Origin of the sequence: Rhodoferax sp. U2-2l (genome assembly GCF_020594515.1) — a bacterium.
Lineage (GTDB): Bacteria > Pseudomonadota > Gammaproteobacteria > Burkholderiales > Burkholderiaceae_C > Rhodoferax.
The window spans coordinates 79,564-103,573 of sequence record NZ_JAJCTH010000019.1; the positions used below are offsets into that span (position 1 = coordinate 79,564).

At 63.3% G+C, this 24,010-nt stretch carries 22 protein-coding genes; 14 read left to right on the top strand and 8 right to left on the bottom strand.

Translation table 11 applies throughout. The annotated features are described in order from the left end of the window. Positions 1-25: 25 nt before the first annotated feature. The 6 genes from ylqF to LHU53_RS16790 form a co-directional block, all read right to left on the bottom strand. On the bottom strand, positions 26-979 hold the full coding sequence (gene ylqF / locus LHU53_RS16765; protein WP_227333939.1) for a ribosome biogenesis GTPase YlqF: 954 nt from the start codon (positions 977-979) through the stop codon (positions 26-28). Continuing rightward, positions 979-2,412 (bottom strand): diguanylate cyclase, encoded by a 1,434-nt coding sequence (locus LHU53_RS16770; protein WP_227333940.1) that lies wholly within the window; start codon positions 2,410-2,412, stop codon positions 979-981. The genes ylqF and LHU53_RS16770 overlap by 1 nt, the downstream gene beginning before the upstream one ends. Continuing rightward, positions 2,405-2,809 (bottom strand): alternative ribosome rescue aminoacyl-tRNA hydrolase ArfB, encoded by a 405-nt coding sequence (gene arfB, locus LHU53_RS16775; RefSeq protein WP_227333941.1) that lies wholly within the window; start codon positions 2,807-2,809, stop codon positions 2,405-2,407. Before arfB ends, LHU53_RS16770 begins: the two co-directional genes overlap by 8 nt. Positions 2,810-2,851: 42 nt before the next feature. After that, positions 2,852-4,240 carry a tRNA 5-hydroxyuridine modification protein YegQ gene (gene yegQ / locus LHU53_RS16780; RefSeq protein ID WP_227333942.1) on the bottom strand — a complete coding sequence of 463 codons (1,389 nt, stop codon included), beginning with the start codon at positions 4,238-4,240 and terminating at the stop codon, positions 2,852-2,854. 151 nt (positions 4,241-4,391) lie between these two features. Continuing rightward, positions 4,392-5,486, bottom strand: a complete 1,095-nt coding sequence (gene aroC / locus LHU53_RS16785) for a chorismate synthase (protein ID WP_227333943.1) — start codon at positions 5,484-5,486, stop codon at positions 4,392-4,394. Positions 5,487-5,537: 51 nt separating this feature from the next. Next, a complete protein-coding gene (locus LHU53_RS16790; protein ID WP_227333944.1) occupies positions 5,538-6,008 on the bottom strand; it encodes a CBS domain-containing protein in 471 nt (156 codons plus the stop codon). Between the two features lie 143 nt (positions 6,009-6,151). On the opposite strand from LHU53_RS16790, the gene LHU53_RS16795 reads away from it, so the two are divergent. Further along, positions 6,152-7,447, top strand: a complete 1,296-nt coding sequence (locus LHU53_RS16795) for an O-acetylhomoserine aminocarboxypropyltransferase (protein ID WP_227333945.1) — start codon at positions 6,152-6,154, stop codon at positions 7,445-7,447. 445 nt (positions 7,448-7,892) lie between these two features. Continuing rightward, positions 7,893-8,729 (top strand): alpha/beta fold hydrolase, encoded by an 837-nt coding sequence (locus LHU53_RS16800; RefSeq protein ID WP_227333946.1) that lies wholly within the window; start codon positions 7,893-7,895, stop codon positions 8,727-8,729. Here LHU53_RS16800 and LHU53_RS16805 read toward each other — a convergent pair. Continuing rightward, on the bottom strand, positions 8,723-9,325 hold the full coding sequence (locus tag LHU53_RS16805) for an outer membrane beta-barrel protein (protein ID WP_227333947.1): 603 nt from the start codon (positions 9,323-9,325) through the stop codon (positions 8,723-8,725). The two genes, LHU53_RS16800 and LHU53_RS16805, sit on opposite strands and share 7 nt — an antisense overlap. Positions 9,326-9,493: 168 nt before the next feature. Continuing rightward, entirely contained in the window at positions 9,494-10,732 is a 1,239-nt protein-coding gene (locus LHU53_RS16810; RefSeq protein ID WP_227333948.1) for a YihY family inner membrane protein, read from the bottom strand. A 21-nt stretch (positions 10,733-10,753) separates the two neighbouring features. On the opposite strand from LHU53_RS16810, the gene LHU53_RS16815 reads away from it, so the two are divergent. From LHU53_RS16815 to LHU53_RS16870, 12 genes are all read left to right on the top strand, one after another. Further along, complete coding sequence (locus LHU53_RS16815; protein ID WP_227333949.1) at positions 10,754-11,182, top strand: DUF2069 domain-containing protein; 429 nt, start codon at positions 10,754-10,756, stop codon at positions 11,180-11,182. Then, complete coding sequence (locus LHU53_RS16820; RefSeq protein WP_227333950.1) at positions 11,163-12,596, top strand: FAD-binding oxidoreductase; 1,434 nt, start codon at positions 11,163-11,165, stop codon at positions 12,594-12,596. Before LHU53_RS16815 ends, LHU53_RS16820 begins: the two co-directional genes overlap by 20 nt. A 32-nt stretch (positions 12,597-12,628) precedes the next feature. Continuing rightward, positions 12,629-13,462: a thymidylate synthase gene (locus LHU53_RS16825; RefSeq protein ID WP_227333951.1), complete on the top strand. Its 834-nt coding sequence runs from the start codon at positions 12,629-12,631 to the stop codon at positions 13,460-13,462. A 3-nt stretch (positions 13,463-13,465) separates the two neighbouring features. Next, positions 13,466-14,647, top strand: a complete 1,182-nt coding sequence (locus LHU53_RS16830) for an MFS transporter (protein WP_227333952.1) — start codon at positions 13,466-13,468, stop codon at positions 14,645-14,647. Between the two features lie 64 nt (positions 14,648-14,711). Then, positions 14,712-15,212, top strand: coding sequence for a dihydrofolate reductase (locus tag LHU53_RS16835; RefSeq protein WP_227333953.1), 501 nt, complete (start codon positions 14,712-14,714; stop codon positions 15,210-15,212). Between the two features lie 79 nt (positions 15,213-15,291). After that, positions 15,292-16,110 (top strand): exodeoxyribonuclease III, encoded by an 819-nt coding sequence (xth, locus tag LHU53_RS16840; RefSeq protein WP_227333954.1) that lies wholly within the window; start codon positions 15,292-15,294, stop codon positions 16,108-16,110. A 77-nt stretch (positions 16,111-16,187) separates the two neighbouring features. Continuing rightward, the gene (locus tag LHU53_RS16845) at positions 16,188-16,904 is read left to right on the top strand and encodes a TetR/AcrR family transcriptional regulator (protein ID WP_227333955.1); all 717 of its coding nucleotides are present in this window, start codon (positions 16,188-16,190) and stop codon (positions 16,902-16,904) included. Then, positions 16,901-18,043 carry an efflux RND transporter periplasmic adaptor subunit gene (locus LHU53_RS16850; RefSeq protein ID WP_227333956.1) on the top strand — a complete coding sequence of 381 codons (1,143 nt, stop codon included), beginning with the start codon at positions 16,901-16,903 and terminating at the stop codon, positions 18,041-18,043. The genes LHU53_RS16845 and LHU53_RS16850 overlap by 4 nt, the downstream gene beginning before the upstream one ends. Next, the gene (locus tag LHU53_RS16855) at positions 18,044-21,238 is read left to right on the top strand and encodes an efflux RND transporter permease subunit (protein ID WP_227333957.1); all 3,195 of its coding nucleotides are present in this window, start codon (positions 18,044-18,046) and stop codon (positions 21,236-21,238) included. It begins immediately after the preceding gene. A 101-nt stretch (positions 21,239-21,339) separates the two neighbouring features. Then, a complete protein-coding gene (locus LHU53_RS16860) occupies positions 21,340-22,002 on the top strand; it encodes a protein-L-isoaspartate O-methyltransferase (RefSeq protein ID WP_227333958.1) in 663 nt (220 codons plus the stop codon). Positions 22,003-22,004: 2 nt separating this feature from the next. Next, a complete protein-coding gene (locus LHU53_RS16865) occupies positions 22,005-22,346 on the top strand; it encodes a rhodanese-like domain-containing protein (protein WP_227333959.1) in 342 nt (113 codons plus the stop codon). Positions 22,347-22,371: 25 nt separating this feature from the next. Further along, complete coding sequence (locus tag LHU53_RS16870; RefSeq protein WP_227333960.1) at positions 22,372-23,694, top strand: TolC family outer membrane protein; 1,323 nt, start codon at positions 22,372-22,374, stop codon at positions 23,692-23,694. The last annotated feature ends 316 nt before the right edge of the window (positions 23,695-24,010 follow it).

The following is a 24,010-nucleotide window of genomic DNA, read 5'->3' on the forward strand; positions in this document are numbered from 1 at the left end:
ACGCGCTTGGGCGCAGCCACCCAAGTCAGCGCGAAGCTGGCCGTGGCACCTGCTTGAAGCGGATTTTGCGGTCCAGCTCGATGGCGTCTTTTTTCAGCTGGCGCTGCGCGTCCAGCGTCTGCCCGGCTGCCAACCACCGGGCAAATTCTTCCGGGGTTTCCAGCGTGATGCGGCCCATGACGGCCGAGCGGAAGTCGTAAATCACGATCTCTGCGGCTTTTTGCCAGTTGACCGCTTTGCCACCTTGCAAGGCGCCGCGCTGGCGGCCAATGGCTTCGAGCGCCTGCTCGTCGGTCATGGCGGCCACATCGGTGATCTTGAAACGGGCCGCCAGCAACTGCGGGTAATGGGTCTTCAGGGTGTCGAGCAATTCCAGCGCCACCTCCTGCTCGTCAAAGGCGTTGCGGCCCACCGCGCCGCTGGCGGCCAGGTTGTAGCCGCTTTTGGCCACGATGATGCGCGGCCAGAGCATGCCCGGCGTGTCGTACAGGTAAAAGTCGGGCGCCATCGCAATGCGCTGCTCCAGCTTGGTGACACCCGCCTCGTCCCCGGTTTTGGCGGCGCGTTTGCCCGCCAGCGTGTTGATCAGGGTGGATTTGCCCACGTTGGGAATGCCGCAAATCAGCACCCGCATCGGCTTGGCCAAGCCACCGCGGTTGGGCGCCAACTCGTGGCAGGCGGCAATCAGCGCCTTGGCCGGTGCGCTCACGCTGGCGTCCAGCGCGATGGCGCGGGTACCCGGCAAAGCGTTGTAATGCGCCAGCCACAGCGCGGTGCGCTCGGGGTCGGCCAGGTCCTGCTTGTTCAAGACCTTGAGCGCCGGTTTGCCCTGGGTCAGCGTGGCCAGCATCGGGTTGGCGCTGGACCCCGGCAGGCGCGCGTCGAGCAGTTCGATCACCACGTCGATGGCCTTGATACGCTCGGCAATGGCCTTTTGCGTCAGGTGCATGTGGCCCGGAAACCATTGAATCATCGCCATCAGGCGTACTCCCCATGTTGGCACACCACCACCCGGTCGCGGCCTGTATTTTTGGCGCGGTAGAGCGCCGCATCCACCTGCTTGAACATGCCACCAGGCGCGTCTTGCGGCGCCAGCGAGGCGACCCCGGCACTGAGGGTGACGGGCCGTCCCAGCCCAAAATCATGCTGCCGCACGGCCTGCGCCAGCCGCTCCGCCAGGGATTTGGCCTGCTCGGCCGAGGTGTCCGGGCACAGCAGCAAAAACTCTTCGCCACCCCAGCGGATGACGTGGTCGATGGTGCGGGCGCACTGCTTGAGCAGACCCGCCGTCTCTTGCAGCACCCGGTCACCGACCGGGTGACCCAATTCGTCGTTGATGCGCTTGAAATAGTCAACGTCCAGCAGCACCACCGACAAGGCCATGCCATGGCGGCGCGAGCGCGCCAGTTCGCGCTCGTACAACGCGTCGAAATCATGCCGGTTGCGCAGGCCAGTGAGCGCGTCGGTCAACGTGGCCTGCTGCAGCTGCAGATTGAGCTTGCGCAGGCGCCGGATCCAGAACGCACTGGTCAGCAGCACCGCCAGCAACACCCCGGCCAGCGCCCGAAGCCACCGGGTGTCCAGCGCTGTGACCACATTCAGGCGCACATGCTCGTCCACCACCGCCTGCCGCTCGGCGGGGGTGATGCTTTGCACCGCCTGGTTGAGGCGGTCGCGCAGCTCAGGTTGCGATTTGCTGACGCCAATGCGCAGCTGGTTGGCGTAGCCCGGCAGCTGCCCGGCAATCTTCAAATTGAACCAGCCTTCGCGCTTGATGGTGCTGGCGGCCACGATGAGCGAGCGCAGGGTCAGGTCCGCACGGCGCTCATTGACGGCGGCCAGCGCTTGCGCTTCTGTGTCCACCAGCATCAGCTTGAGCTGCGGAAAATCGCGGCGCAAGCGTTCTTCGACCGACGTGCCTTTGGGCAGCACCAGGGTTTGCCCCTGCAAGGCGGCCGGGTCGGCAATGAACGGGTGCTCTTCGCGGCTGATGAAGACGTTTTCGTCGGTCAGCAAGGGGGCGGTGAACAGCAGCCAGGCATCACGCTTGGGGCTTTGGTTCAGAAAACTCAGCAGCTGGCAACGTCCGGCTTGGGAGGCCGCCAGGCTCTCTTCCCAATTGGCGGTGGGCACCAGCGTCAGACTCAGACCGCTGCGCTGTGCCACCAGCTTCAGCAAATCGGCAGCAATACCCACATGTTGGCCTTGCGCGTCGATCTGCTCGAACGGCGGCCAATCGGGGTCAACGCAATAGGTGACTTCACCGGGTAAATGGGGAGCCGCAGCGCCCTGGGCCGCCAGCGGACTGGACGCCAAAGACGTTGGTGCGGGGGCGGAGGCCAACACCGAGGCGCACAGCAGCCAGCCCAGCGCCACGCTGCACACACGCCAAGGGCGGCAGACCTTAGTCATCTGTCACACCCCGGCGCTGCGCCTTCAGGGCGCTGTTCTGGCGCTTGGCCTGCTGGCGGCGCAGTTGCGAGGCGCGCGTGGGCCGGGTGGCTTGGCGCACCTTGGGTGGCTGGGCCACGCTGTTGACCAGCTCGTGCAGGCGCGTCAGGGCGTCAAAACGGTTGGACTCCTGGGTGCGGTGGTTTTGCGCCTTGAGCACCAGCACGCCGTCCTGGGTGATACGGCTGTCGTGCAGGGCCAGCAGGCGCGTTTTCACGTCGTCAGGCAGGCTGCTGGCGGGGATGTCAAAACGCAGGTGGATTGCGCTGGAGACCTTGTTGACGTTCTGCCCACCTGCGCCCTGGGCGCGGATGGCGGTGATCTCCACCTCGGTCAATGCAATCTGCAACGCTCTCATAAATACAGCTATTGGCGCTTGAAAGATGGACGCCTTGAGTGCTTACAAAGCCAACGGGCCAGCGGGTAGCGGCTGGGCGCTTGGCTGCTGCGGCGCAGCCTCGGGCGGGTTGACATACCGCGCCACAAAGGCACCCACCGCGCTCTCGGGCAGCGGCAGCCACACGGTGTGACCACTGCCAGGTGCCACGGTCATCGGCTGGGCGTCCACATTTTCCATCGACGTGAGCAAGACATCGCTGTTGCCAGCCGGGTGGATGATTTCCAGCCAGTCCCCGACGGCAAAGCGGTTGCGGACATTGACCTTCATCAGGCCGCGCGCCGCGTCAAATTCAAGCGCATCCCCCACATACAGGCTGCGGCCCGACTCAGAGTAACCGCGCAGGTAGTTTTGCGTGGCCTCAGGGGTGTGGCGCTGGAAAAAGCCGCTGGTGTAACCGCGGTTGGCCAAACCTTCGAGCTGACCCAGCAAGGCCGGGTCCAGTTCGCGCCCGGCCACCGCGTCGTCGATGGCGCGGCGGTAACTCTGCACCGTGCGCGCCACGTAGTACGGACTTTTGGTGCGGCCTTCGATCTTGAGTGAATCCACCCCAATCTCGACCAGACGCTTGACGTGTTCGATGGCGCGCAGGTCCTTGCTGTTCATCACATAGGTGCCGTGTTCGTCTTCTTCGATCGGCATGTAGCTGCCTTCGCGCTGGCTCTCTTCGATCATGTAGACCTCATCGGCAGCGGGTGAGCGCGCGATGGCGCCCTGTTCCCGCTCGTGTGCGGCTTGCTGGGTCAGCACGTCGCCCGAGGCATCCACCACAGCTTTTTGGGTTTTGTAGTCCCAGCGGCAGGAATTGGTGCAGCTGCCCTGGTTCGCGTCGCGGTGGTTGAAATAGCCTGAGAGCAAGCAGCGGCCCGAGTAGGCGATGCACAGCGCGCCATGCACAAAGACTTCCAGCTCCATGTCGGGGCAGGCCTGGCGGATTTCTTCCACCTGGTCCAGCGACAACTCGCGCGACAAAATGATGCGCTTCAAGCCCACCTTTTGCCAGAATTTGACGGCTGCCGAGTTGACGGTGTTGGACTGCACCGAGAGGTGGATTTCCATCTCGGGCCAAGTTTCACGCACCATCATGATCAGGCCGGGGTCGGACATGATCATCGCATCGGGCTTCAAGGCGATCACCGGCGCCATGTTGTCGATGTAGTGCCGGATCTTGTTGCCATGCGGGAAGATGTTACTCACCAGGAAAAACCTGGCACCTTTGGCATGCGCCGTGTCGATGCCCTGTTTGAGCACCTCGATGTCACCAAAGTCGTTGTTGCGCACCCGTAAGGAATAACGCGGCTGGCCCGCATAGATCGCGGTGGCACCAAAGGCCAGCGCGGTTTCCAGCATGGCAAGCGAGCCGGCCGGGGCCAGCAATTCAGGGATTTTCATGGTCAAACACTCGCTCAAAAGGTGGGGGGGTCTGGTGCGTGCCGGAAGTCGTCAACTCTCATCAATAGAGCTATCTACTTAGCAGGTATAAGGGCCAGAGCCCGATTTGTCATCAATGATTCAGCGCCAGCCGAGGTGGCCGTCCCGCGATTCAAGCCTGTGCGGCAATCGGCGACAGGCTGTGCACCACGTCACCACACTGGGCGCGGTGGCGCAATGCGTGGTCCATCACCACCAGCGCCAGCATGGCTTCGAGTATCGGTGTGGCGCGAATGCCCACACAGGGGTCGTGGCGCCCTTTGGTGACGACTTCTGTGCTGTGCCCGGTGGTGTCAATCGACTCGCGCGGGCTCAGGATCGAGCTGGTCGGTTTGATCGCCACCGACACTTCCAAATCTTGCCCGCTGGTGATGCCACCCAGCGTGCCACCGGCGTTGTTGCCCTTGAAACCGGCGGGTGAGAGTGAATCACCGTGGCTGCTGCCCAACTGGGCCACGCTGGCAAACCCGGCGCCAATCTCGACACCCTTGACGGCGTTGATGCCCATCATGGCGTAGGCAATGTCGGCGTCCATCTTGTCAAACAGCGGCTCACCCAGGCCAACCGGCACGTTGGACGCACTCACTCGCAACCTGGCGCCGCAGGAGTCGCCCCGCTTGCGCAGCGCGGCCATGTAGTCCTCCAGCTTGGAGACATCGGCCACCGGGGCAAAAAACGGGTTGTTCGACACATGCTCCCACGACTCGAAGGCAATCGGCAATTCACCGACCTGGGTCATACAGCCACGAAAGACGGTGCCGTATTTCTCGGCCAGCCACTTCTTGGCCACCGCACCGGCGGCCACCATGGGCGCGGTCAGGCGCGCGCTGCTGCGGCCACCACCACGCGGGTCGCGGATGCCGTATTTCTGGAAATAAGCGTAGTCGGCATGGCCGGGGCGGAAGGTTTGGACGATGTTGCCGTAATCTTTGCTGCGCTGGTCGGTGTTCTTGATCAGCAGGCAGATCGGTGTGCCGGTGGTTTTGCCCTCGTAGACGCCGGATAGGATTTCCACCGCATCGGGCTCGTTGCGCTGGGTGACAAAGGCGCTGGTGCCGGGGCGACGGCGGTCCAGATCGGGCTGGATGTCGGCCTCACTCAAGGCCAGCCCAGGCGGGCAGCCGTCAATCACACAGCCAATGGCCGGGCCGTGGGATTCACCAAAGTTGGTGACTGCGAAAAGTTGTCCAAAAGTGTTACCGCTCATGGGCGCGGATTATCCCAGAGCGACTTGCGCGGTGCGCAGCACACCCAAAAACTACAGCGTCGGCGCTTTGGCGGGGTCTTCGCCCTCGCCTTCGGGCCAGTCGTGGATGTAGGCCTTGAGCATCTTGTTCTCGAAGTTCTGGCTGTCCACCACGGCGCGGGCCACATCGTGGAAGCTGATCACGCCCATGAGCATCTTTTTGTCCATCACCGGCATGTAGCGGGCGTGGCGGTCCAGCATCATGCGGCGCACTTCGTCCATGTCGGTCTGGGTGGTGCAGGTCAGCGGTGCGTCGTCCATGGCGGTGCGCACAATGGTGGTGCCGATGTTGCCGCCGGTTTTGACCAGGATCTGCGTGAGCTCGCGCACGGTGAGCATGCCCACCAGGTCGCCGTGCTCCATGACCACCAGAGAGCCGATGTCGCGGTCAGCCATCAGCGCCAGCGCTTTCATGAGGGGCTCGGCGGGAGACACTGTGTAAAGGGTGCTGCCCTTGATGCGCAGAATGTCGGCAACTTTCATGTGGTTCCTGGTCCTATGGGGGTTGGGTTGGCGGTCAGCGCGCCATCTTAATGGCAAATACGTTGGCGTCAATCCGGGCTCCTGCGGTGGCTGGTGGCGCAAAATGTCGGCTGCTCACGCCCCCTTTCAGACAAGGACCCGCCATGCCCGGCTACGCAGACCCTGGTTTTGACACCCTCGCCCTGCATGCAGGTGCCGCCCCCGACCCCACCACCGGTGCCCGCGCAGTGCCGATTCACCTGAGCACCTCGTTTGTTTTCGAGAGCAGCGACCACGCCCAGGCGCTCTTTAATCTGGAGCGCGCCGGCCACGTCTACAGCCGCATCAGCAACCCAACCAATGCAGTGCTGGAGCAGCGCATCAGCGCGCTGGAAGGTGGCATCGGTGCCATCAGTACCGCCAGCGGCCAGGCGGCCCTGCACCTGAGCATCGCCACGCTGATGGGTACTGGCAGCCATATCTTGGCGTCAACCGCGCTGTATGGCGGCAGCCAGAACCTGCTGCACTACACGCTGCGCCGTTTTGGCATCGACACCACCTTTGTGAAACCGGGTGACATCGACGGCTGGCGTGCGGCGGTGCGGCCCAATACCCGGCTGTTCTTCGGCGAAACCGTGGGCAATCCGGGGCTGGATGTGCTGGACATCCCCACGGTTGCCGCCATCGCGCATGAGGCGGGGGTGCCGCTGCTGGTCGACTCGACGCTGACCACGCCCTGGCTGATCAAACCGTTTGAGCTGGGTGCCGACCTGGTTTACCACTCGGCCACCAAGTTTTTGAGCGGCCACGGCACGGTGATTGGCGGGCTGGTGGTGGATGGCGGCAGTTTTGACTGGGACAAGTCCGGCAAATTCCCCGAGCTGACGCAAGCCTACGACGGCTTTCACAACATGGTGTTTTCAGAGGAATCGACCGTGGGCGCGTTTTTGCTGCGCGCGCGGCGCGAGGGCTTACGCGACTTTGGCGCGTGTTTGAGCCCGCACTCGGCCTGGCTGATCTTGCAGGGCATGGAAACCTTGTCGTTGCGCATGGCGCGGCACATGGAGAACACGCACAAAGTCGTCGAGTTTCTGGCCAATCAGCCGCTGGTGACCCGTGTGGGGCACCCGCTGTTGGAAAGTCACCCCAGCCATGCGCTGGCGGCCAAATTGTTGCCACGCGGCGCTGGGTCGGTGTTCAGTTTCGATTTGAAAGGCAGCCGCGAGCAGGGCAAGGCCTTTGTCGAAGCGCTCAAGATTTTCAGCCATCTGGCCAATGTGGGCGATTGCCGCAGCCTGGTGATTCACCCGGCCAGCACCACGCATTTCCGCATGACCGACGAGGCGTTGGCGGCGGGTGGCATCACCCAGGGGACGATTCGGCTGTCGATTGGCTTGGAGGATGCGGACGACTTGATTGACGATTTGAAGCGGGCGCTAAAGGTAGCTGAGCGGGTTTGAGTGACACTCATACTTTGTTTGCATACCAAATCCATGCAGTCATTGGAGCGTTTAAGCCTTGTGTGGCAGCGGGTGGGGTATGGGGGTGCGCCTCATACGCGTTGCTTTTTGAAATCGGCGCACCCCCATACCCCACCCACTGCGGCACGCGCTCCAGTTCGCGAGCTTTCAACAGCCGGGATACCTGAGTGGCTGGACCTCATCTGTGCGCGCACCAAACGACCGTCACAGGTCATGTGGGCTCAGGCAGGGGGCCGATTTCAAAAAGCAACGCGTATGAGGCCCCCTGCCTGAGCCCGCATGGCCCACCCCAAGCACCAGAACGTCCAAGAATGGCCCCGGTCTTCAACCCCAGTCCAGATTGCAAAGCGTCAAATAACGACGATAAACACAACCGTCAGCCCCTGACGTCAAAGGGCTAAAGGCACATTTCAAGGCACACCCCATGTATCTGACCGTCAACCAGGCCCAAATCTACTGCTACACCGGCGGCAAGGCGTTTGACGCGGCAAAGCCGACCGTCGTGTTCATCCACGGCGTGCTCAACGACCACAGCGTCTGGATTTTGCAGAGCCGTTATCTGGCGCACCACGGCTTCAATGTGCTGGCCATTGACCTGCCCGGCCACGGCAAAAGCGCGGGTGAGGCACCCAGCTCGGTGGAAGAAGCGGCCGATGTCATTGCTGCACTGCTGGACGCGGCGGGCGTGCAGACGGCGGCGTTGGTGGGCCACAGCTGGGGCTCGCTGATTGCGCTGGAAGCGGCAGCGCGGTTGAAAGAGCGCGTCAGCCACCTGGTGCTGGTGGGCACCGCTCACCCGATGCGTGTGTCGCCCGCGTTGCTGGAGGCGTCCAACCACAACCCTGAGCAGGCGATCAAACTGGTGAACGTGTTCTCGCGCAGCACCCTGGCGCCGCCGCCGTCCGCGCTGGGGCCGGGCACCTGGGTGTATGGCGCCTCCATCGCGCTGGCGCGGCGTGTGCTGGCCAGCAATTCCAAAGTGAACGTGTTTCATCGGGGCTTTGTGGCCTGTGACCGCTATGCCAACGGCGAGTTGGCCATGGCGCAGATCACCTGCCCGGTGTTGTTTGTGCTCGGTGCGCTGGACCAGATGACGCCCCCCAAAGCCGCCCAAAGCCTGATCACGGCCGCGCGCGTCCAAGAAAAAAGCGCCCAGGTCATCCAGTTGCCCGTGGGGCACAACCAGATGACCGAGGCGCCTGAGCCGCTGTTAGCTGCACTCACCGGGTTTTTGACGACCCGGCCGGTGGCTCATCAATAGCGGTAACGCACGCCGATGGAGGTCATGCCAATGCGCTCATCAGCGCCACCGGCGAACTTCATTTTGTGGGACTCGTATTGCAGCAGGGCGGACCATTGCGGGGTGAACGCATATTCCACACCCATGCCGTAGGACACGCCAAAGCCGTTTTCAGAACCGGTGGCAACGCCTGAAGCGGGGCTGGCAGACACGTCGGTGTCACTGTAGGTGGTACCGATCTTGCCCAGCACATTGAACTCAGGCGTGATCGGGAATTTGCCGACCAAGCTCAGGTTGATGCCGCGGGCACGTGTTTCGCCGCCAGCGCGGTTGATGGAGCCAAAGTCGGTGTAGCCAAGTTCCAAGCCCAGGTTTTCGTTGAAGTAGCTACCGATGTGGGCGCTGTAGGCGGTGTCGCCATCGTCGCGGTCCGGGAAACCGAAGCCGTTGTCCACTGAGTAGTCAGAGCGGCCGATGTTGAAGTCGGCGTAGCTGGCGCCCACAGCGACCATCGGGCCGGTGCGGGTGGTGTTGGTTTGGGCTTGTGCGCCCGCAGCCAGGGTGAAGGAGGCAGCCACAGCCAGCAGGCCGGTGGTGATGCGCAGGGATTTTTTCATGGGGATTCCTTGGTCGTTGCGTGATCGTCATGGCGGTTAGCCACAGCGCTGGCGCCACAAACAGGATGTGTCTGTGAACGTTGGGCAAGCGTAGTCGGCGCCGCAGATCAGGTCTGTTCGCCCGCACACAGACGCTTTTTTGCAACAGTGGCCAAAAAATAGGAACTTTTACAGCGCACTGCGCAGGTTCAACACGGGCCAATGGCCGTTTTGCCATAAATGCTCGGTGCTGGCTTCACGTTGCAGCAGCAAGGCATTGAACAGCGGCTCCAGCAACGCCGTATCCGGGTCGGCCAGCAACACCAGGCGCGCGCCAGCGTCTGGCTGTTCTTCCTCCAGCTGGCCCACCCAGTCCATCTCCAGGAGCGTTTCCACCACGGGTTCGAGCTGCAACTGGTCAACCCGCAGCAAGCCGCTGAGCTGCGCCAGGCTCAGCCCTTTTACCGGGGTGTGGCGCACGCGTTCCAGTTGTTGCAACGTTTCCAGCGCCAGCAAAAACTGCCAGCCGTGGGCGCGGGCACGGCGCTGCACACCGGTCAGCAAGCTGGGCAAATAGGCCGCAATCACCGCCCCCAGCAGCACAATCACCCAGGCCACATAAATCCAGACCAGCAAAATCGGCACCGTGGCAAAGGCACCGTACAGCACCGAATACGTCGGCACCTTGCCCAGGTACAGCACCAGCAGGCTCTTGGCCAGCTCAAACCCGGCCGACACAAACAAGCCGCCCGCCAGCGCGTGGCCCCAGCGCACATGGGTGTTGGGCACATAGTGGTACAGCGCGCCCATGCCGCCTGCCAGCAGCAAAAATTGCAGCGCATCCAGCAAAAATTGCAGCCCGCCAGGCAAAGCGCCCACCAGCCCCTTGGAGGCCGACAAGGCGTAGGACGTGAGGCTCAGGCTGCCCGCCAGCAGCAGCGGCCCCAGCGTCATCAGCGCCCAGTACACCAGCACGCGCTGGCCCAGTGGGCGCGGCTTGCGTACCCGCCAGATGCCGTTCAAGGTGCGGTCAATCGTCAGGATCAGCGCCAGCGCCGTCATCACCAGCACGCCCAGCCCCACGCTGCCCAAGCGGCTGGCCTTGCCGGCAAACTGCGTCAGGTAGCCCAGCACCTGGCGCGCAATGCTGTCGGGGATCAGGCTCTGAATCAGCCATTGCTGAAGGATCAACTGAAACTTGGCAAACATCGGAAACGCGGTGAACACCGCCAGCAGCACGGTGAACAGCGGCACCAGCGCAATGGTGGTGGTGAAGGTCAGGCTGCTGGCGGTGAGCCCTAGGCGGTCTTCACGGAAGCGCTCGCGCAGGGTCCAGGCGGTGTTTTTCCAGGGAAAACGGCTCAGCTGCTCCAAAAGTGCCTCCAGCGTCGGGATGCGGCTGGGTCGGTGGGGCGTCGGATCGGTCATGGCCGCTATGATGCCATCCCGATGCAAACACCCAACCCGCTTCCTCCAAACCGTCCGTCCCCGTCCGTCGCGCTGACCCGTTATCTGGCGGTGGGCAGCCTGCTGGGCCTGATCATCCTGGGCCTGGCCTGGGAACTGGTGCTGGCCCCCGTGCGCCCGGGTGGCTCGCTGCTGGCGCTGAAGGTGCTGCCGCTGTGTTTCCCGCTGTTTGGCCTGCTGAAAAACCGCATGTACACCCACCGCTGGGTCACGCTGATGGTGTGGCTGTATTTCACCGAAGGTGTGGTGCGCGCCTACAGTGACCGCCCGCCCAGCAACTACCTGGCCATGGTGGAGATTGCGCTGTGCCTGCTGCTGTTTGCTGCCAGCGCGATGCACATCCGCTGGCGCTTTCGTGACCTAAAAAACGCCGCCGTGGCGTCCGCGCCCGATGCAAAGCCTCTTCCGTGACTTGAAAGCACTGGTCGGTGACGCCCATGTGCTCACCGACGGTGATTTGAGCGCCTGGGAGCAAGACTGGCGCCGACGTGCGCGCGGTCGCTGTCTGGCGGTGGTGCGCCCCGGCAACACCGCAGAAGTTGCCAGCGTCGTCAAAGCCTGCGCCGCGTATCAAGCCCAGCACCCCGCGTGTGGCTTGAGCCTGGTGCCGCAAGGCGGCAACACCTCGCTGGTGGTGGGCGCCACGCCGGATGATTCGGGCCAGCAAATTGTGCTGAGTCTGCAGCGTCTGAACACGGTGCGCGCGGTGGATGCGGCCAATTTGACGATCACCGCAGAAGCCGGTTGCATCCTGCAAACGGTGCAAGCGCGTGCGCAGGCCGAAGGTTTTTTGTTCCCGCTGAGCCTGGCGGCCGAAGGTTCTTGCACACTGGGTGGCAACTTGGGCAGCAACGCCGGCGGCACCCAGGTGCTGCGTTTTGGCAACGCGCGTGAGTTGTGCCTGGGCCTGGAAGTGGTCACCGCGCAAGGTGAGGTCTGGAACGGTTTGAGTGGCCTGCGCAAGGACAACACCGGCTACGACCTGCGGCACCTGTTCATCGGGTCGGAGGGCACGCTGGGCGTCATCACCGCCGCCACCATGAAGCTGTACCCGTTGCCCGCCGCGCAGTTGACCGCCTGGGCCGTGGTGCCGTCGATGCAAGCCGCCGTGACCTTGCTGGGCCTGGCGCACCTCCATTTGGGCGCCGGGCTGACCGGGTTTGAGGTGATGGGCCAGTTTGCCTTGAGCCTCGTGGACAAACATTTCAGCCACTTGCGCGTGCCGCTGTGGACCGAGGGGCCGTTTTGTGTGCTGCTGGAAAACTCGGACCACGCGTCCGAAGCCCACGCGCGCAACCAATTTGAGGGCTTGTTGGAGGCCGCGATGGCGGACGGCTGCGTTACCAATGCGGTGATCGCCGAGAGCCTGGCGCAGGCCAAAACGTTGTGGCATATCCGCGAGAGCATCTCGCTGGCGCAGTCACAAGAAGGCCTGAACATCAAACACGACATCTCGCTGCCGGTCTCCAGCATCCCCGCGTTTGTGCAGGCCACGGATGCCGCACTGGCGCAGGCCATCCCCGGCGTGCGACTGGTGAACTTTGGTCATTTGGGCGACGGCAACCTGCATTACAACGTGCAGGCGCCGGTGGGCAGCGACCCGGCAGCCTTCTTACGCGACTTTGAACCCGCAGTGAACCGGCTGGTGTTTGACTCGGTGGTTCAATTTGGCGGCTCGATCTCGGCCGAACATGGCGTGGGCAGCCTCAAGGTCGACCATCTGACCCATTACAAATCCCCCGTGGCGCTGGGGCTGATGCGCGCCATCAAGCGTGCGCTGGACCCGCACAATCTGATGAACCCAGGGCGGGTGATCACTATTTGAGGTCGCGGGGTTTGTAGGAAAATCGCGACCCTATGACCTCTGCCCCCATCCACTCCCAATACGAAACCTTCCTGCGCCACGTCAACACCCACGGCGTGTTCAAACCTGACCGCACGGGCACCGGCACCAAGAGTGTGTTTGGTTACCAGATGCGCTTTGATTTGAACGAGGGTTTTCCGCTGGTCACCACCAAAAAGGTGTTTCTGCGCGCCATCATTGTGGAGCTGCTGTGGTTCCTGCGCGGCGACAGCAACGTCAAATGGCTGCAGGAACGTGGCTGCACCATCTGGGACGAATGGGCCCGCCCGGACGGCGACCTCGGCCCGGTCTATGGCGTGCAGTGGCGCAGCTGGCCCACGCCTGATGGCGGCCACATCGACCAGATCCAGCAGGTGATCGACACGCTCAAAACCAACCCCGACAGCCGCCGCATCATCGTGAGCGCCTGGAACGTGGCCGAACTGGACCAGATGGCGCTGATGCCGTGCCACGCGTTCTTCCAGTTTTATGTGGCACCACCCACCACACCGGGCGGGCGCGGCAAACTCAGTTGCCAGTTGTACCAGCGCAGTGCGGACATCTTTCTGGGTGTGCCCTTCAACATTGCCAGCTACGCGCTGCTGACCCACATGGTGGCGCAGCAGTGTGACCTGGACGTGGGTGACTTCATCTGGACCGGCGGCGACTGCCATATCTACAGCAACCACCAGGCGCAGGTTGACTTGCAGCTGAGCCGCGAGCCTTTGGCCTACCCCACGCTGCTGATCAAACGCCGGCCTGCCAGCATCTTTGACTACCAGTTTGAAGACTTTGAGGTGCAGGGCTACAGCTGTCACCCCGCCATCAAGGCGCCCGTCGCCGTTTAAATCGTGCCTTTGACGAACAAGGTGCCCCTCGCGCACCTGGCCCTGCTGACCATCATTTACCTGGCTTTCATCAGCCTGGGTTTGCCTGACGGCGTGTTGGGGGTGGCGTGGACGGCGATGCAGCGCGACCTGAACCAGCCGCTGGCTGCGGTGGGGTTGTTGACGATCACACTCACCCTCAGTTCCGGGCTGAGCACGGTGGTCAGTGGCCGGGTGCTGGCCAAGCTAGGCACCGGGCCGGTGGTGATGATCAGCGGTTTCCTGACCGGCCTGGCGCTGCTGGGGTTTGCTTATTCGCCCGGTTTTGGCTGGTTGTGGCTGCTCTGCGTGCCGCTGGGGCTGGGCGCTGGCGCGGTGGACGCCGGGCTGAACTACTTTGTGGCGGCGCATTATTCGTCGCGCCACATGAACTGGTTGCATGGTTGCTGGGGCATTGGCGCCACGCTGGGGCCGTTCATCATGGGGGCCGCGCTGGCGTCACCAGGCTGGCAAAGCGGCTACCAGACGATTGCCAGCCTGCAGCTCGCGTTGGCGGTGGTACTGCTGTTGTCGCTGTCGTTATGGCGCCGCGAAAACGCCAAGCCACCGGCCGAAGTTCACAGCGCGGCGCAGCAGGCGCGGCTGAAGCCGGTGTCCATCACCGCCACCTGGCTGGCGCCGCTGGGCTTTTTGCTTTACGTGGCGGCGGAAGCGGGAACGGGGTTGTGGGCGGCCAGCATTCTGGTCAACAGCCGTGGCACCAACGCCGCCACCGCCGGGTGGTGGGTGGCGATGTTTTTTGGCGCCATCACCGCCGGGCGCTTTGGCGTGGGGCTGGTGGCCAACCGGCTGGGCAACCGGCGCTTAATCCGCCTGGGCATTCTGACCGCGGTGGCGGGTGGTGGGGTGTTTGCCATTCCCGGCCTGCCAGCCGCGCTGTCGCTGGCGGGTCTGGTGCTGATGGGCCTGGGCTGTGCGCCGATTTACCCCTCGATGATGCATGAAACCGCAAGCCGCTTCCCGGCGGACCTGACGGCCAAAGTCATTGGCCGTCAGGTTGGTTTGTCTTATGTGGGCAGCGCCGGTGTGCCTGCTGCCTGTGGTTTGCTGGCGGCGTATGCCGGGTTGCCGATGGTGATGCCAGCGCTGGTGTTGGTGCTGCTGGCCCTGCTGCTGGTCACCGAGCGGCTGAACCGGCTGACCTGATCAGGCAGCAGCGCAGGCTGACAATACCTGCCCAACCCACCCACGCCCTACGGAGCCCCACCTGATGCAACTCAAACTCATCTTTGCCCGCGCCAGCAACGGTGTGATCGGCCACAACAACGCCCTGCCCTGGCACTTGCCCGAAGACCTGGCGCACTTCAAACGCACCACTCTGGGCTGCCCGGTCATCATGGGGCGCAAAACCTGGGACTCGCTGCCGGCCAAATTCCGCCCGCTACCGGGCAGGCTCAACGTGGTGGTCACGCGCCAGCCCGACTGGCAGGCCACGGGTGCATTGGTCGCCCATTCCGTTGACCAAGCCTGCCAGCTGTGCCCGCCCGACAGCACCGCCTGGGTGATTGGCGGCGCCGAGTTGTACGCCTTGGCCGAACCCCTGGCCACCGAGGCCGTGGTCACCGAGATCGACCAGGCCTTTGACGGCGACGCCTTGGCCCCAGCGCTGGGACCGCAGTGGTTTGAAACCAGACGCCTGCCGCAAACGGCTGCCAACGGCATGACCTTCAGCTTGGTGACCTACCGGCGCCAGCCCCCGTTGACAGTGTGACATCCTGGCCATCCCCCCTGAAAATCAGGACGACCGTGCCGACAACACGTCGCCCCGCCCACCAACCCACCGATTCAGCATGAAACTCGCCACCTGGAACATCAACTCGATCACCGTACGCCTGCCCCAGGTGCTGGACTGGCTGGCTGCCAACCCGGTGGATGTGCTGGCACTGCAAGAGCTCAAACTCACCGACGACAAGTTTCCGCACGATGCCTTCGCCCAGGCGGGTTACAGCAGCCAATGCTTCGGCCAGAAAACCTACAACGGTGTGGCGCTGCTGTCGCGCACACCCGCCAGCGCGGTGGTGAAGAATATTCCGGGCTTTGACGACGACATGGCACGCGTGATCAGTGCCAGCTTTACGCTGGACCCCGCCGCGCCCGCAGGTGGGTCAAGCAACCCGGCCAGCGTGCGCGTCATCGGCGCCTACTTTCCCAACGGCCAGGAGCCCGGCAGCGACAAGTTTGAGTACAAGATGGCGTGGCTGAGTGGCCTGCGCGCCTGGCTGCGCACCGAGCTGCAAACCTACCCGAATCTGGTGCTGATGGGCGACTTCAACATCACCTTTGACGACGCCGACGTGTGGGACCCCGAAGGTATGCGCGACCAGATCCACTGCACCGACGAGGAGCGTTACCACCTGCAGGCCCTCATCGCGATGGGTTTGACCGACACGCACCGCCTGTTTGCCCAACCGCCCAAAAGCTACTCGTGGTGGGACTACCGCGACATGGCGTTTAGGCGCAACCGTGGGCTGCGCATTGACCACATTCTGGTTAGCCACGCGCTCAAGCCACGCGTGCAGGCCTGCCACATCGACAAAACCCCGCGCAAGAACGAGCGCCCCAGCGACCACGCGCCGGTGGTGGTGGAGCTGGCGCCCAACGCCGCCTGAGCGCCCCAGCGCACAGCCGTCCGCATTGACAGGGTGTCAACCAAACGTTACATTGCTAACCGATCAGTCATTAACTCATGCCCTTGTCTTTTGCCGCAGATGCCACCCTGACCAACGCTGCTTCCGCCCGACGCGTCCGCCGCAAAGATGCGCGTCCCGGTGAGTTGCTGGCAGCCGCGCTGGATCTGTTTGTGGAAAAGGGCTATGCGGCCACCCGTGTCGAAGAGGTGGCCAGCCACGCAGGGGTGTCCAAAGGCACCTTGTTCCTGTACTTTCCCAGCAAGGAAGAGCTGTTCAAAGCCGTGGTGCGCGAGCACATTTCCGGGCACTTTGCGCTCTGGAGCGATGAAATCGAGCGTTTTGAGGGCAGTTCACACGAGATGCTGCGCTACTGCCTGAACAGCTGGTGGCAACACATCGGCGCCACCAAGGCCTCGGGCATCCCCAAGCTGATGATGAGCGAGGCGCGCAACTTTCCCGAGCTGGGGGCGTTTTACCAGCAAGAGGTGATTGAGCCCGGCAGCGCGCTCATCACCCGCATCCTGCAGCACGGCATCAGCCGCGGCGAATTCCGGCCGATGGACCTGAAATACGGCGTCTACATGGTGCTGACACCGATGATGTTTCTGGCCATGTGGACCCATTCGCTGGACGCCTGCTGCGCCCCGCCCGCCCGCATCGAGCCTGACAAATACCTGGCCGCACAACTTGACCTGTTGTTGTGCGGCTTCAGCGCTGCCGGTGTCCCGCCGGCGCTGGCACCTCTTTCAAATTCGGAGCACCCCACTGCATGAAACCCTGGATCAAATGGACGGCTATTGGCCTGGTGATCGCCATCCTGGCGGGCGGCACCGTGCGCACCCTGTCGGCGCGCAAGGACAAAGCGGCCGCGCTGGAAGCCCAGCAAACGGCGCAGCAGACGCAGGTGTCGATCGACCTGGTAAGCAGCGACATGATGACCGCCACCCAGCGCGAGCTGCCGTTGAATGTGGCCATTTCAGGCACGGTGTCGGCGGTAGACACCGCCACCATCAAGGCCAAAGTCGCCGGTGAGTTGCAAGGCCTGAAGGTGCGCGAAGGTGACCCGGTGCGGGCGGGCCAGGTGCTGGGCCAGATCGACCCGACCGAGCCGGATGCGCGGCTGCGCCAGGCACGCCAGCAGGCCCAGGCGGCCAAGGCCCAGGTGGACATTGCCCAGCGCACCCACGACAACAACCAGGCGCTGGTGGCCCAGGGCTTCATCTCCAGCACCGCGCTGAACGTGTCGCAAGCCAATCTGGCCGCGGCGCTGGCCACTTACGCCGCAGCCCAGTCAGCCGCCGATGTGTCGGCCAAGACGGTCAACGACGCGGTGCTGCGCTCACCGATAGACGGCTTCGTGTCGCAGCGGCTGGCCCAGAGCGGCGAACGGCTGGGCATTGATGCCCATGTGCTGGAGGTGGTGAACCTGAACCGGCTGGAGATGCAGGCCGAGCTGACCGTGGGAGACGCGCAGCAGGTCAAGGTGGGGCAAACCGCCCAGCTGCGCATCCAGGGTCTGGCCGAGCCGGTGGCCGCGCGCGTGGCGCGCATCAACCCCAGCGCCTCGGTTGGCAGCCGGGCGGTGGTGATTTATCTGGCGATCGCGCCGGGCAGTGCCTTGCGCCATGGCTTGTTTGCCGAAGGGCTGCTGGCCACCGGTACCGTGACCACGCTGGCCGTTCCCCTGAGCGCCGTGCGCACCGACAAACCCAAGCCTTATGTGCAGGTGGTGCAAGGCGACGTGGTGCAACACGTCACGGTGGCGCTGGGTGCGCGCAGCGAAGTCGACGGCCAGACGCTGGTGGGCGTCACCGGGCTGGCGCCAGGGGCCACCGTGCTGGCTGGCACGGTCGGGGTGTTGCGTGAAGGCACGCGGGTGAAGGTGGCGGCGGCGGCGCAAGGGGCAGTTTGAATGTGGTTTACCCGAGTCAGCCTGACCAACCCGGTTTTTGCCACCATGATGATGCTGGCGCTGGTGGTGCTGGGCCTGTTTTCCATCCAGCGCCTGCAGGTCGATCAGTTTCCCAACATCGACTTTCCGGTGGTGGTGATCAGCACCGACTACCCCGGTGCCTCGCCCGAGATTGTGGAGAGTGAAGTCACCAAAAAGATCGAGGAAGGTGTCAACGCCATTGCCGGTATCAACGCCCTGACCTCGCGCTCGATGGAAGGCCAGTCGGTGGTGATCATCGAATTCGGCCTGCACATGGATGGCCGCAAAGCCGCCGATGACGTGCGCGAAAAGGTGGCGTCGATCCGGCCGCAGCTGCGCACCGAGGTCAAAGAGCCGCGGGTGCTGCGCTTCGATCCGGCCAGCCGGGCGGTCTGGTCGTTGGCCGTGATGCCTGACGACGCGGTGCCCGGCCAGGCGATGAACCCGGTGGAGTTGACCAACTGGGCCGAGCAGGTGTTCAAAAAGCGGCTGGAAAACGTGCGCGGCGTCGGCTCGGTCACGCTGGTGGGCGGCAGCAAACGCGAGATCAACATCTACCTGAACCCGGCTGCGCTGGAGGCCTTTGGCATCACGCCCGAGCAGGTGGTGACCGCAGTGCGCAACGAGAACCAGGACTACCCGGCAGGCACCATCCGCTCAGCCGAGCAGGACCGCGTCATCCAGATCGCGGCCCGGGTGCAGCGGCCGGAGGACTTCGGGCGCATCATCATTGCCCGCAAAAACGGCGCACCGGTGCGGGTGGACCAGGTGGCCACCGTGTCGGACGGCGCCCAGGAGATCGAGAGCCTGGCGCTGTACAACGGCCAGCGCACGCTGCTGCTGAACGTGCAAAAGTCACAAGACGAGAACACCATCGCGGTGGTGGACGGCCTCAAAAACACCTTGCAAACCATGCAGTCGCAGCTGCCACCCGGCGTGAAACTGACCCAGATCACCGACAACTCGCGGCAAATCCGCGTCTCGGTGGCCAATGTGAAGCAGACGCTGATTGAAGGCGCCGGGCTCACCGTGCTGATCGTGTTTTTGTTCCTGAACTCCTGGCGCTCCACCATCATCACCGGGCTGACACTGCCGATTGCCTTGATCGGCACGTTTTTCTTCATGAACCTGTTTGGCTTCACCATCAACATGATCACCATGATGGCGCTCTCCCTGTGTGTGGGCCTGCTGATTGACGACGCCATCGTGGTGCGCGAAAACATCGTGCGCCATGTGCAGATGGGCAAGGGGGCGTTTCAGGCGGCGATGGATGGCACCCAGGAGATTGGCCTGGCGGTGTTTGCCACCACACTGTCCATCGTGGCGGTGTTTTTGCCGATTGGTTTCATGGGCGGCATCATCGGCAAGTTTTTCCACGAGTTTGGCCTGACCATCGTGGCGGCGGTGCTGATTTCGATGTTTGTCAGCTTCACACTCGACCCGATGCTGTCAAGCATCTGGCACGACCCGAGCATCGAGCCGCATGGCCAGCGCCACCGTCCGGTGTCGTTTTATGACCGCACCGTCGGCCGCATCACCGCCCTGTTTGACCACGCCACCGACGCACTGATCGACCTGTACCAGGCCATCCTGCGCCGGGCGCTGGTGCACAAGCTGGGCACGCTCGGGCTGGCCGTGGTGGTGTTTGCCACCAGCATCGTCATGGTGCCGCTGCTGGGCACCGAGTTTGTGCCCAAGTCCGACTTTTCCGAGACCAGCGTCACCTTCAACACGCCGGTGGGCTCGTCGTTGGAGGTCACTGAAGAGCGCGCGCGCCAGGTGGAAGGCATCATCCGGTCCTTTCCCGAGGTCAACTACACCCTGACCACCATCAACACGGGCAACGCCGTCGGCAAAATTTACGCCAGCATCTACATCCGGCTGGTGGACCGCGATCTGCGCAGCCGCAGTCTGGAGGAGATGTCGGTGATCTTGCGCCAGCGCCTGCGCCAAGTCCCCGGCATCACCGTCACCCACGTGGGGCTGCTGGACCCGATCGGCGGCCAGAAGCAGATTGCGTTCTCGATCCAGGGCGCCGACATGGCTGAGCTGGCCCGCCTGACCGACATCGCGCTGGACAAGATCCGCAACGTGCCGGGCCTGGTGGACCTGGACTCATCCCTCAAACCCGACAAACCCACGCTGGATGTGCAGGTGCACCGCGACGCCGCGTCCGACCTGGGCCTGAGCGTGGCGCAGATCGGCAACGCCCTGCGCACACTGGTGGCCGGCCAAACCGTGGGCAACTGGCGCGCGCCAGATGACCAGACCTACGACGTGAATGTGCGCCTGGCACCCGACGCCCGCAACCAGCCGACTGACCTGGACAACCTGCCGTTCACGCTGGGAACCAACGCCGACGGCAGCACGCGTGTGGTGCGCCTGGGCCAGGTCGCCAGCGTGGTGGCCTCAACCGGCTCGAACCAGATCAACCGACGCGACCTGACCCGCGAGGTGGCCATCTCCGGCAACGTCTCCGGCCGGGCTGCCGGCCAGGTGTCGGCTGACATCAAGTCCGCCATGGACAGCATCGCTTTGCCACCGGGCTACAGCTACAAGTTCAGCGGCTCCACCAAAGACATGGGCGAGGCGTTCAACTACGCCGTCTCGGCGCTGGTGCTGGCGATTGTGTTCATCTACATGATCCTGGCCAGCCAGTTTAAGAGCTTCTTCCAGCCGCTGGCACTCATGACCGCGCTGCCACTGACGCTGATTGGGGTGGTGCTGGCGCTGATGTTGTTCAACTCCACGCTGTCGATGTTCTCGGTGATTGGTGTCGTGATGCTGATGGGGCTGGTCACCAAAAACGCCATTTTGCTGGTGGACTTTGCCATCCGCGCCCGCGAATCCACGCTGGATGACGACGGTCATCCGCAACCCGGCCTGTCGCGCCACGAGGCCCTGCTACTGGCCGCGCGGGTGCGGCTGCGCCCGATTTTGATGACCACGCTGGCGATGATTTTCGGCATGGTGCCGCTGGCCTTTGCCATGACCGAGGGCTCGGAAATGCGCGCCCCGATGGGCCAGGCAGTGATTGGCGGGGTGATCACCTCGTCGCTGCTCACGCTGGTGGTGGTGCCGGTGATGTACTGTTACATGGATGATCTGGCCAGTTGGCTGCGGCGCGTGCTGGGCCCCAAAACCGTGCCAAGCCTGCCATCCCAAACGGGTTAAGACAAGGTAAATCCCGGTAAAGCCATGGCGCAGACCCGGGTCTTTCAACCCATGCCAGTTAAAATTGGTGAAGACCCTTAACATACCCCCCGGAGTAAAAGATGAATCTGCTAAACATCGAACAAGCCCGCTTCAACATGATCGAGCAACAGATCCGCCCGTGGGATGTGTCTGATGCTGCGGTGCTGGAGCTGTTGAACGTGGTCAAACGCGAAGACTTTGTGCCCGCCGCCTACAAAGCCATGGCGTTTGCCGACATGGCCGTGCCCCTGCCTGCTGAGCAGGTGATGCTGCCGCCCCGCATCCAGGCCCGTTTGCTGCAAGACGCCGCCGTCCAGCCCACCGACAAGGTACTGGAGATCGGCACGGGCAGCGGGTTCACCACCGCCATGCTGGCCAGTCAGGCGCAGCGTGTGATTTCGCTGGAGATCAACCCCGAACTGGCCGACCTGGCCCGCGCCAACCTGCAGCGCGCCAACATCCACAACGCCGAAGTGCGCTGTGCCGATGGTGCTCGAGGCGCAGCCGCTGATGCCCCTTTTGATGTGATTTTTCTCGGTGGCTCGGTGAGTGAGGTACCACAGGCGCTGCTGAGCCAGCTCAAGGTGGGCGGCCGTCTGGTGGCGATCGTGGGAACCGAGCCGATCATGCACGCACAAGTGATCACCCGCACCAGCGAGAGCAACTTCAAAACCGACGAAAAATGGGACGACAACGCCCCACGCTTGGTCAACTTCCCGCAGCCTTCCAGCTTCAAGTTCTGAAGATGATTGACCAGGTCCGCCCCGCGCAACTCCCGGCCTGGCTGGCCTCAGTCCGAGAATTCGGCAGTCCGGTCGTGCTGGACGTGCGCGAGCCGTCCGAGCTGCAGTTGGCCAGCATCCAGGCCGACGGCTTTGAGCTGCTTGCCATCCCGATGGGCGTGATTCCGCCACGGCTCAGCGAATTGAACCCGAGCCAGCCCGTGGCCTGCTTGTGTCACCACGGCGGCCGCAGCATGCAGGTGGCCTCGTTCCTGAAAGCGCGTGGCTTCGAGCATGTGGCCAACATCGCGGGCGGCATCAACGCCTGGTCCGCCGAGGTGGACCCGACGGTGCCACGTTACTGATTTTTGCTTTACCCACGGGACCCCCATGAACACTCTGCGCCTGCTTCCCCTCACGCTCGCCATCACAGCAGCGATGACCCTCCCCGCACAGGCGCAAAGTTTGGTGGATTTGTACCAGTCGGCCAAGGTCTATGACGCCAGCTACCAGTCGGCCAAGTCACAATATGACGCGACGCTGGCCAGGGGTGAGCAGGCCAAGGCCGGGCTGCTGCCCACAGTCGGCCTGGGGCTGGGTGCCAACCGGACCGACGTCAGCAGCAACACCGCCCAGTTTGACCGCGGCGGCTTCGGCAACCAGAGCGCCACCCTGAGCGCCTCCCAGCCCTTGTACCGCCCGGCCAACGTGGCCACCGCCGAACAAGGCAAAAAGCAGGCGGCGCTGGCCCAGGCGCAGCTGCTGGCGGCGGATCAGGATTTGATCGTTCGCGTCAGCCAGGCCTACTTTGACGTGCTGGCCGCACAGGACAGCCTGGACTTTGTCAAGGCGCAGAAGTCAGCCGTGTCCGAGCAACTGGCCTCGGCCAAGCGCAACTTTGAAGTCGGCACCTCCACCATCACCGACACCCGCGAAGCGCAAGCCCGGTTTGATCTGGTGCTGGCACAGGAGATTGCGGCAGAAAACGACCTGCGTGTCAAAAAATTGGCGCTGGATCAAGTCTCCGGGCGGATGGGCGCAGCACCCAACCCGCTGCTGGCGCCCGTGGCCCTGCCCGCCGTCGTGCCTGAAGACGTCACCCCCTGGGTGACCCAATCTGAAGAAATACACCCCGTGGTGCAGCAGGCGCGACTGGCGCTGGAAGTCGCCCAGCTTGAAACGCAAAAGGCCCAGGCCGGCCACAAACCCACGCTGGACTTGACCGGCAGCTACAACATCACGCAGAACAACGGCTCTACCAACACATCAGCGGACTACCGCACCAACGCCGCCACGGTGGGTTTGAACTTCAACCTGCCGCTGTTTGCCGGTTTTGCGATCCAGAACCGCATCAAGGAAACCGTGGCGCTGGAAGAAAAATCACGCGCCGATCTGGATGCCGCCACCCGCAATGTGGCCCAAGGCACCCGCGCCGCCTTTTTTGGCGTGCAATCCGGCTTGGGCCAAGTGAAAGCACTTGAAGCCGCCGAAGCCTCCAGCCAGAGCGCCCTGGATGCCACCAAGTTGGGGTACCAAGTGGGCGTGCGCATCAACATCGACGTGCTCAACGCCCAAACCACCCTGTTTGACACCAAAGCGCGGCTGGCCAAGGCGCGTTACGACGTGCTGCTGGGCAACCTGAAACTGCGCCAGGCGAATGGGTCGCTCAAGGAAAATGATCTGAACGCTGTGAACGCGTTGCTCGTCAAGTAACCGTCACCACCTTGCGCCTGGGTGCCAGCGCTTGGCGCATCCATCAGCAATTTCGCTTTCAATTGGTCGGAATTTGAGTTTGAACAGGTCATTGACCTTTTAGCTCAACAACATGGTCATAGCCTTTACGTTGCCATCTACACCGCCACTGTTGCACTTTGAACGAATAATGTCCACTGCACCCTCACTGTAAGCGGGCAGCCACCCCATCTTGACCACAGTACCAAAGCTGTGGCAGTTGCCGGAAATCAAACAACTTGAATTTGCGGCTGCCAGCGATGAGGCAAGAGTTCATGAATCTGACTGGCACGCTGAG